Here is a 9096-nt window from a genome sequence, read left to right on the forward strand (position 1 = left end):
ACATTGGGATTTCATTTGTCATTGGGATTTGGACATTGGGATTTTTATTCTTTGGCTTCATTATTTTCCTTAACATTATCTAAACATATACATTCCTTATTTCCCTATAGGGTGAATAGTTACAATCTATCTTAAATTTTTCTCTGAAATCTTTTGCCTCATACCTTTCTGCTTTTCCTTCATCAATCAGACGCTGAACTTCTTCATCATCATCACTTTCCAATAACTCAAAAATCTTATTTATAAACTTTTTGCTTATATAAACATTACCTTTATCAAACTCTTTTATAAACATTTCATAAGAATGGATAAATCTGTCAATTGAATTACAGAAGGCATAGAAACTGCTTTCAAGCCTTTTAACCAGCAGAATCTTCATAAATTTTCCCATATTCCTTTGAGATAATTCTTCTGGTTGTGAAATCTTACCCTGGTAGTATTCAGGAACCAGGGGTGTATAACGGCTATACTTGAAGTTTTTGGTAATTAACTGGATTGTCCTGGTAAAAATCCTATCCTCTTCTTCGCTAAACTCATAATACAATGGCACAGGGTCTTGTATCTCAGGGAATTTAATATTATTGTTTTTTAAATCTTTTTCAAAATATTTTTCAATTTCATTTCGGGTTCGGCGCACCATAAGATATTTTAAGACCTTTTCCCTTATTTCTTTTGCATTTGCTTTTATGGTTTTAATATATTCATCGTAATTTTCCTGCTTATCAATCTTCTTTATTTTGTCATAGAGCCGATTAAAGAAACCTTCTAAATTAGGAAGATTGGGGATTGTGCTTTTTCTGGCATTCTGGAAGAGTTTAATCTGATTGAAGATATCCTTTGGTGAATTATTGTAAGGGGTTGCAGTAACAAGAATAACCTTTTTGCTACGACAAATCTGGGCGAGTTCTTCATAACCAGTGGTTGTCTCGGTTCTAAAGCGGTGTGCTTCATCTACAATAATATTTTCGTATTCCCTTTTTTCTATTTCCTTTAATGCCTCATCAAGTTTACCTGTGGATATAAAATTAGCCGGGATATGAAAATCAGAAAAGGCATTTGGCCAGGAACCTGGATTATTCTTATTAAGTAGTGCAGGAGGGGCAATAACGAGGGTTCTCCCTTCAAGTTGCCCTGCAAGTATAGCCGCAATATAGGTTTTGCCCAATCCTACCACATCAGAAATAAAGACCCCACCATATTCTTCCAAAATCTTCTTTGCATTCAAAACCGCTTGCTCTTGATATTCAAATCTTTTAAAATCCTCAGGCAGATACTTTACAAAAACTTTATCAATTAGGTTTAGTTCATCCTTGAAGTATTCATATAAGAATTTCAGATATAGCTCGTATGGGGTAATATTGGGGTTTAACCAGGTTTTGGGAATGGTTTGAACAAATTCTTCACCTACATCAACCGCATCTTTCCAGAGCTCTTCAAATTTTTTTCTGGCGAATTCATAGTCAACCCGATTCTTAAGCTCTACATTAAACTCAAGGTTATCCACAAGTCCTGTCTCTGTAAAATTGCTTGAGCCGGTTATTACCCTGCCTACATCCCTATCGCCCTCCTTGAAAGTCATTATGTATAATTTGGCATGGATATTTTGAGATGGATATGCCCTTATTTGAAGTTTTCCATTTTTGACCCATTCAATAAATTTATAAACCCCTTGTTCTACTTGTTGGTTATCTTCTGAATCTGCCAGCTCTTTTTCTATTATATCTTGAATCTCTTCTTTGGTTTCCCTATGGGAGAGTTGAAGTTGGGTTTGTCCTGATGCAGTTTCTAACAAATCATAAGTTTCCTTTGAGGTTTTGATGCCAATAAGAACTCTTATTTTTTCGGTCTTTTCCAATGCGTTATAAATAGCATAAAATCCACTGGGATAGAAGTAGCCAACAAGGCAGTCAAAGAAGCGTGAATCCTTAATTAAAATATTAAACCTTTCTTTAAGGGTTTGCCCTTCTTCGTTGGTGATGAATGTTAAATCTGTATTCATTAACCTCTATTGCTTGTGGCTTTTATTTTGCATTTATTTTCCCATTGCAGAAAGCATCCCCCTTGCATAAGCATTACTTGGGTCTTGTTGCAATATTATTCTACATTCAGAAGCAGCATCTTGATAATTCCCTTTGCTATAATAAATTGTTGCCAAATTTTTTCTTGTATTCATATCGTTTGGGTCTATCTTTAGAATTTCCTTGCATTCTATTGCACATTCATCCATCATTCCTTTATTGTAATAGATAAGGGAAAGCCTTGTGTGAACATCCTTGATATTTGAGTATTTAGGGTTAATCTTAATGATTCTTTCCCATATTTTCCTTGCCTCCTCTGTATTTCCCATATCCATATAAAGATAGCCTAAGGTTTCCAAAAATTCGGGGTTATCAGGTCTTAAATTAACAGCATATTCAAGGGATTTCCTTGCTTCCTCAAGCCTTCCTTTATCCTTATTGATAACTCCAATATAATGATGGGATGGTGCATAGTATGGGTCTATTTCAAAAACCCTGGAATAGCAAGCCATTGCTTTATCCTCTGCACCTTCTCCTCCCCTTAAGTAATATGCTGTTCCCAATGAATGCCATAGGGATGAGGATTGTGGTGTATAGCTTAATTCCTGTTTAAATAGCTTGATTGCCTCATCCATCTCCTCTTTTTTTCCTCTAACAAGCAATATCTGTGTCAAAGAATGATAATAGCTTTGTTCAAATGGATATCGGGATATTGCCTTTCTGTAATAATTTATTGCGATATCAGGCATTTTCGACTCCTCATAAACCCTGCCTGTTCTAAATGTAATATCTGCAATAAAATATGGGATAATGGGAAAAATAAAGACAAAAGAAAGGAGAATAAGGGGGATTCCAATCAAGTATCTTTTTGCTTTGCTTTCAATTATTGTAGTCTTTTCAGGGGATGTAAGCCCAGCCAATATTCCAATCATAACCCAAGATAGCCCAGATATTGTTGTTGCTCCAAAGCTAAATTCATTCTGGATAAGGTATGCTGCCTGGAGGCAAAGGATTCCTATTATAAGCTTATCTTTGTTTTCTGAAAATGCCTTTATTCCAACAGAAAATACGATGAGAAATAACCAGATATAAACAAGCAATCCAGGGATTCCATAATTTAGGGCTGTATCCAATATTTCATTATGTGCCCTATTTGTCAGGCTATATTCTGAAAATCTTCTTATGTATGAAAGACCCCTATATTTTGGAAAGACATAGCCAAGTGTTTCAGGCCCAATTCCAAATATTGGATGCTCCTTTATTATTTTAAAACAGGCTTTCCACATCATTATCCTGATACCAGCAGATGATTGAAGGGGATCAGCAATTCCACCTTCTGCTTCCTGGACTACCTCTATTTTTTCCTCTATTTTTTCGCTTTTCTCCTTTTTTATTTGTATTGTTGTAAAGAACCTTGCTGCAATGGCTGATTTATCAAAGTTAAAGATGATAGTAAGGAGAATGCAGATGATTCCTATTATAAATATTTGATTTTTATGAAAGCCTTTTAAAAAGAAAAAAGGGCCAAAAAAGAAAATTCCAATAAATAAACCACCAATAAATAAAGCATGAATCCCCGTAGGATTAAGGAAAAGAATAATAATAGCTGAAATTATCCCAAAAACAAGCCCTGTTATTCCATAAAAAGAAAAAATGAACCTTTTCCCCAGAAGAAATAAGAAGAAAATAAGAGATGCCCCAAAATATCCCACAAATGTTGCCCTTGTATTGGCGAATAACAAAAGGGTGTAGGTATAGATGAAGGAAGTAGCATATATAAGCCTCTTTTTTCTATTGTCCTCTTTAAGATATAAGATAAGATTTACTGGAAGAACCATAGATAGCCATGCAGCATAGAACACAGGATTTCCAAAGCTTGAATGAATCCTTGCCCAACCACCCCCTGACCATTGGTATGGATCAAGACCTAATCTCTGGATAATTCCATAAATGCCGGCAAAGAAATTGGAAAGGAGAATAATGTCTAGCATCAATGATAAAACCTTTTTGTTTCTTGAAAGTATTGATGAAATATAAAAAAGGAGGATATAGGCTGTTAGTGTAAGAAGACCTTGAAGCCTGTTATAATCTCCTATAAGGCTTAAATATGGGTATTGAGAGAATATTGTAGCAAAAATTACAATCCAGAAAAAAAGGACAACAGGAAGAAAGATTGGGCTTATAATCCTTGGAAATTCCCTATCTTTGCTAAATTTATATACCCAAAGGCAAAGAATAAGGGAAAGAAAGGTATATAAAACACCTATCTTTGTAAGGTCAACAGAGTTTACAGGAACAAGGAAGATTAAGGGAACAACAAAGAGGATGATAAGAAAAGAAACAACAATTATTTTAGGAATATTCCCCTGTTTTTTCTTTTTCACGCTTTTAAAATCTACATCAAAGCCTCATCTTTTGTCAAGGGGCTGTCTTCCTTTTTTTATCTCCCCTATTATCATTGGGATTATTTCAAATAAATCACCAACAATTCCATAGGTTGCGATATCAAATATGGAAGCGTGAGGGTCTTTGTTTATAGCAACAATACAATCAGACGCTCTCATTCCAACAAGGTGCTGGATTGCACCAGAGATTCCACAGGCAATGTATAATTTACAAGAGACCGTCTTTCCTGTTTGACCAACTTGATGGAGGTGTGAAATCCAGCCAGCATCAACAGCGGCACGAGAAGCACCTAAAGCTGCTCCAAGACAATCTGCAAGCTCTTTTACAACCTTGATGTTTTCGGGTTTTCCTATGCCCCTTCCAAAAGAAACAATAATTTCGGAATCCTCAATCTTTTTCCCAATAGCTTCCTCTCTTCTTATTTCAATCCTCCTTTCTTTAATTTCAGAAGGCAAGATATTTGGTGCAATCTTTATAATTTCTCCCTCCTTCCTTTTCTCACATCTTCCCTTTTTCATAACCCTTGGCCTTACTGTTGCTATTTTTGGGATGGTCTTTGTTATTATCTCTGCCATAATATTCCCACCAAATGCAGGCCTTATCTGGTAAAATTTGCCATCTTCTATCTTTAGCTCTGTGCAATCTGCTGTAAGCCCTGTTTTTAGCCGTGAAGCAAGCCTTGGAGCCAAAGACCTTCCTATTGCCGTTCCTCCAATAAGAATAATCTCTGGCATCTTTTCCTTAATTATATCAGCCAATATCTTTGAATAAATGTTTGAATAGTATGAAAGATTTGGGCTTTCAACCAGAAAAACAAAATCAGCACCATTTTCAATAAGGGTTTTTGAAAGACCTTCTATTTTATCGCCTAAACAAACGGCTGATACATTTTTGGAAAGCCCTTTTGCACAAGATAATAGCTCAAAGGAAACAGGGTTTATCTCTCCATTGTCTTGCTCTATAAATACCCAAATATTATCCCCCTTTAATCCAACAACCCCTTCTTTTTCTATTTTTATTGCCTTTGGCTTGCAGGCAGATACACAGGCAGAGCAGAGATTACACCCGTCCTTTATAAAGGCTTTTTTCTCCCTTATTTCAATTAACCCAAACGGGCAAGCCTTTATACACTTTCCACACCCGGTGCATAGCTCCTTTATAATCTCAATCATTTTTGTTATAGATGTCCATTGCCTTTTTTATTCCGTTTTTTGCAATTATAATCCCTGCCTCAGCCGCCATATTACAAGCATCCTCAATTGCCTTTTCCTCCTCTTTATCTGGAGGAGAGAGGACATAATCCCTTCCATTCCCTACTGGTTTTCCAATCCCTATCCTTATTCTTAAAAAATCATCCCTTCCAAAGCTATGAATTATGGACAAAATGCCCCTATGGCCAGCAGCTCCACCCTCCTTCTTTATCTTTATCCTTCCTGGTATAATATCCATATCATCATGAATGACAACCATTGTATCTGGATTTAATTTTTTATATATAGAAAAAATAGGGCCTCCACTCTCATTCATAAAACAAAGGGGTTTTGCTAGGGCTACATCTATATCGTTTATTTTTCCAAATCCTATAAGACAATTATTTTCCTTTTTTAGCCCTATCTTTGTTTTTATGCTTAAAATGTCAATTGCCTTAAATCCCAAATTATGTCTTGTATTTTTATAGGAAGGCTCTGGATTTCCCAATCCAACAAAAAGGATCATTGAATTATTCTTCTGATACTTCCTCTTCCTCTTTCTTTCCTTTCTTAATAACCTCTGGCTCTGCTAATTCTTCTTTTACCTCTGCTTCTGCTTCTACCTTTGGAGGAATAACAGAAAATATAATTTTTTCCTTATCCTCAAGAATTTCTATTTCTTCATATTCTTTTAAATCCTTTATGTGGAGCATATCGCCTATCTTTAAGCCCTCTACATTTACATCAATTGCCTCTGGTATGCTTTGTGCAGGGCATTTTATATTAAGTTCATAGACAAGCTGTTCAAGAACCCCTCCCTCCTTTACACCTTGCGGAGTTCCAATAGCCCTTATTTCAACCTTAATCTCTATCTTCTCCTTTAAGCCAACCCTCATAAAATCTATGTGGATAATTTCATTCTTTAAAGGGTTTATTTGTTTTTCCTTTACAATTGCATATTCCTTTTTTCCTTTTATTGTAAGAGAAAATAAAGGGCTTTTTCCCTTATGCAGGAACCCAAGAAATTCCCTTTTTGAAAGATACATTGGAAGGCTTGGTTTATCTTGCCCATATATAATCCCTGGAATAAATCCATCCCTCCTTAATTTGTTAATCTCTCCCTGCGTCCCTATTTTCCTTTCTTCTACAGCTAAATTTAATTCTTCCATTTTAATTAAATAAAGAGCTTATAGAGGTTTCCTCATTTGTCCTTTTAATCGCCTCTCCAAAAAGCCTTGCAACAGATAAAACCTTTATCTTTTTGCATCTTAATTCCTTAATAGGAATTGTATTACAAACAATAACCTCTTCTATCTCTCCTCCTTCTAATCTTTCCTGTGCATTTCCTGAAAGAACAGGATGGGTAACGGCACAAGAAACAGACAGGGCTCCCTCTCTCTTTAGAGCAAGCGCTGCATTTACAATTGTTCCTCCTGTATCAATTAGGTCATCAAAAATGACAACATTTTTTTCCGATACATCACCAATTACATTCAAAACCTCTGATTTATTCTTCTCAGGCCTTCTTTTATCAATAATGCCTAATCCTGCATCAAGCCTCTTTGCAATTGCCCTTGCCCTTTCAACACCACCTGTATCAGGAGAGACAATTACAAGGTCATCGGATTTTTTCTTAAGATACTCAATAATAATGGGCGATGAAAACAAATGGTCTACTGGAATGTCAAAGAAGCCTTGAATTTGTCCTGCATGTAAGTCCATTGTTAAGATTCTTGATGCACCAGCTGTTGTAATAAGGTCTGCGGTAAGCTTTGATGTAATAGGAACCCTTGGCTCAACCTTTCTATCCTGCCTTCCATAGCCAAAATATGGGATAACAGCCGTTATTCTCCTTGCAGATGACCTCTTCAGGGCATCTATGATTATTAAAAGCTCCATAAGGTTTGCATTTGTAGGAGGGGATGTTGGCTGAATTACATAAACATCAGCACCCCTTACATTCTCCTTTATCTTTACATATGTCTCACCATCTGCAAAGTCGGATACCTCTATGTTTGAAAGGGAAATCCCAAGATAGCTGGCTATCTCATCTGCCAATGGCTTATTTGCCCTTCCAGAAAAAACCCTTATGTTTTCCATAAAAAGAAAATTTTAACAATTCCCTTTCCTTAAAGTCAAGGCTTATTCACAAATTTACACTGACAAACCAGGTGCAGGATGATACACTTTATAGAAATGTTGCGACCTCTTTACTTACAATATTAAAATATTAAAAATAATTCTTGAAAAAAGTGGACAGGGTAAGTAAAATATAAAGAAAGATGGATTTAGTTTCTTTAATTGGGATTATAGGTGGGATTGCCGCAATGGTTGGAGCTGTTATGCTTGAAACCATAGGGATTGTTGGACAGGGCTATCTAAATATTCCAGGGATGGTAATCATTGGTTTGGGGACCCTATTTGCTTCTTCGTCTTGTTATCTTCCAGAACATGTAAAGCTCCTTCCTACATATTGCAAGCTTGTTTTTTCCCATCCAAAGTTTGAGGCAGGAGAGATAATTGAGCAAATGATTGCATTTGCCCAGAAGGCAAGGAGGGAGGGGCTTTTATCCCTGGAAGCAGACTTAGAGGGTATCCATGACCCATTCTTTAAGAAGGGAATGCAGCTCGTTGTTGATGGCCTTGATCCTGCTTTAATCCGTGCTGTGCTTGAGACAGACCTTGCTGGAATGGAAGAAAGGCATAAGGTGGGTGATAGCTATCTTATGACAATGGGTGGTATTGCTCCAACAATGGGCATTTTGGGTGCGATTATGGGTCTAACCGGTGCTTTGGCACAGATGGGTGGCGGTGATATTATGAAAACAGTCCATGCCCTAGCCATTGCCTTTATTGCATCATTCTATGGCGTTGCTATTGCAAACCTTGTCTTTATCCCTATGTCAACCAAGCTTGCTACCTTAACCAAGGAGGAGGTATTCCTAAAGGAAATAATAATTACAGGCGTTCTTTCAATCCAGGCTGGAGATAACCCAAGAATTCTTGAGGAAAGACTCAGGGCATTCTTCTCACCAAAAACCTACCCTGTTAAGGCAAAGAAGGAATAATGGCAGAAAAAAAGCCAGCAGCTGAGCCAGAAAAAAAGGAAAAGAAAAAGGAAGAGGCAAAGTGTGAAACAGCAGGTGGCTTAAGATGGCTTATAACATACGCAGATATGATTACCCTCCTGCTGGGTGTATTTATCATCCTCGTTTCCTCAGGTGGCATATCAGAGAGCAAATTCAAGGCAATGGCAACAGCATTCTCAAGGGTATTCTCCATCTTTGAGGGAGGTGGTGAGAAAAGACCAGAAAAGGGGGAGATAAAGAAGGCATCCTCTGAGATGATGGGATATAGAATACCAGGTGTCTCTGTCTTCAACCAAAGATACATTGAACAGATTGAGCAGGGATTTAAGGAAGAAAAGACACTTGGCTTAGTTCGCATCCTTCCAACCCAGGATGGAATAAAGATAAGCCTTC

8 protein-coding genes are annotated in these 9096 nt (G+C 36.8%); 2 read left to right on the forward strand and 6 right to left on the reverse strand.

What is annotated here, in order from left to right; all coding sequences use genetic code 11:
- Positions 1–79: 79 nt before the first annotated feature.
- Genes AB1630_07745 through AB1630_07770 form a run of 6 tightly spaced genes read right to left on the reverse strand, consistent with a single transcriptional unit; the run spans position 80 to position 7714 of the window.
- Entirely contained in the window at positions 80–1999 is a 1920-nt protein-coding gene (locus tag AB1630_07745) for a phospholipase D-like domain-containing protein (protein MEW6103685.1), read from the reverse strand.
- 33 nt (positions 2000–2032) lie between these two features.
- Positions 2033–4402 carry a tetratricopeptide repeat protein gene (locus AB1630_07750; GenBank protein MEW6103686.1) on the reverse strand — a complete coding sequence of 790 codons (2370 nt, stop codon included), beginning with the start codon at positions 4400–4402 and terminating at the stop codon, positions 2033–2035.
- 24 nt (positions 4403–4426) lie between these two features.
- Positions 4427–5596 carry an electron transfer flavoprotein subunit alpha gene (locus tag AB1630_07755; protein ID MEW6103687.1) on the reverse strand — a complete coding sequence of 390 codons (1170 nt, stop codon included), beginning with the start codon at positions 5594–5596 and terminating at the stop codon, positions 4427–4429.
- The gene (gene pth, locus AB1630_07760) at positions 5589–6140 is read right to left on the reverse strand and encodes an aminoacyl-tRNA hydrolase (protein MEW6103688.1); all 552 of its coding nucleotides are present in this window, start codon (positions 6138–6140) and stop codon (positions 5589–5591) included. Before pth ends, AB1630_07755 begins: the two co-directional genes overlap by 8 nt.
- 4 nt (positions 6141–6144) lie before the next feature.
- Positions 6145–6783, reverse strand: coding sequence for a 50S ribosomal protein L25 (locus AB1630_07765; GenBank protein MEW6103689.1), 639 nt, complete (start codon positions 6781–6783; stop codon positions 6145–6147).
- 1 nt (position 6784) lies between these two features.
- The gene (locus AB1630_07770) at positions 6785–7714 is read right to left on the reverse strand and encodes a ribose-phosphate pyrophosphokinase (GenBank protein MEW6103690.1); all 930 of its coding nucleotides are present in this window, start codon (positions 7712–7714) and stop codon (positions 6785–6787) included.
- Between the two features lie 182 nt (positions 7715–7896).
- Here AB1630_07770 and AB1630_07775 point away from each other — a divergent pair, with 182 nt between their 5' ends.
- Positions 7897–8682: a MotA/TolQ/ExbB proton channel family protein gene (locus tag AB1630_07775; GenBank protein ID MEW6103691.1), complete on the forward strand. Its 786-nt coding sequence runs from the start codon at positions 7897–7899 to the stop codon at positions 8680–8682.
- Positions 8682–9096 (forward strand): flagellar motor protein MotB (locus AB1630_07780; protein MEW6103692.1); only part of this gene is annotated, 415 nt, incomplete at its 3' end. The genes AB1630_07775 and AB1630_07780, both read left to right, overlap by 1 nt.

Source organism: bacterium, assembly GCA_040753555.1.
Classification (GTDB): domain Bacteria; phylum UBA9089; class UBA9088; order UBA9088; family UBA9088; genus JBFLYE01.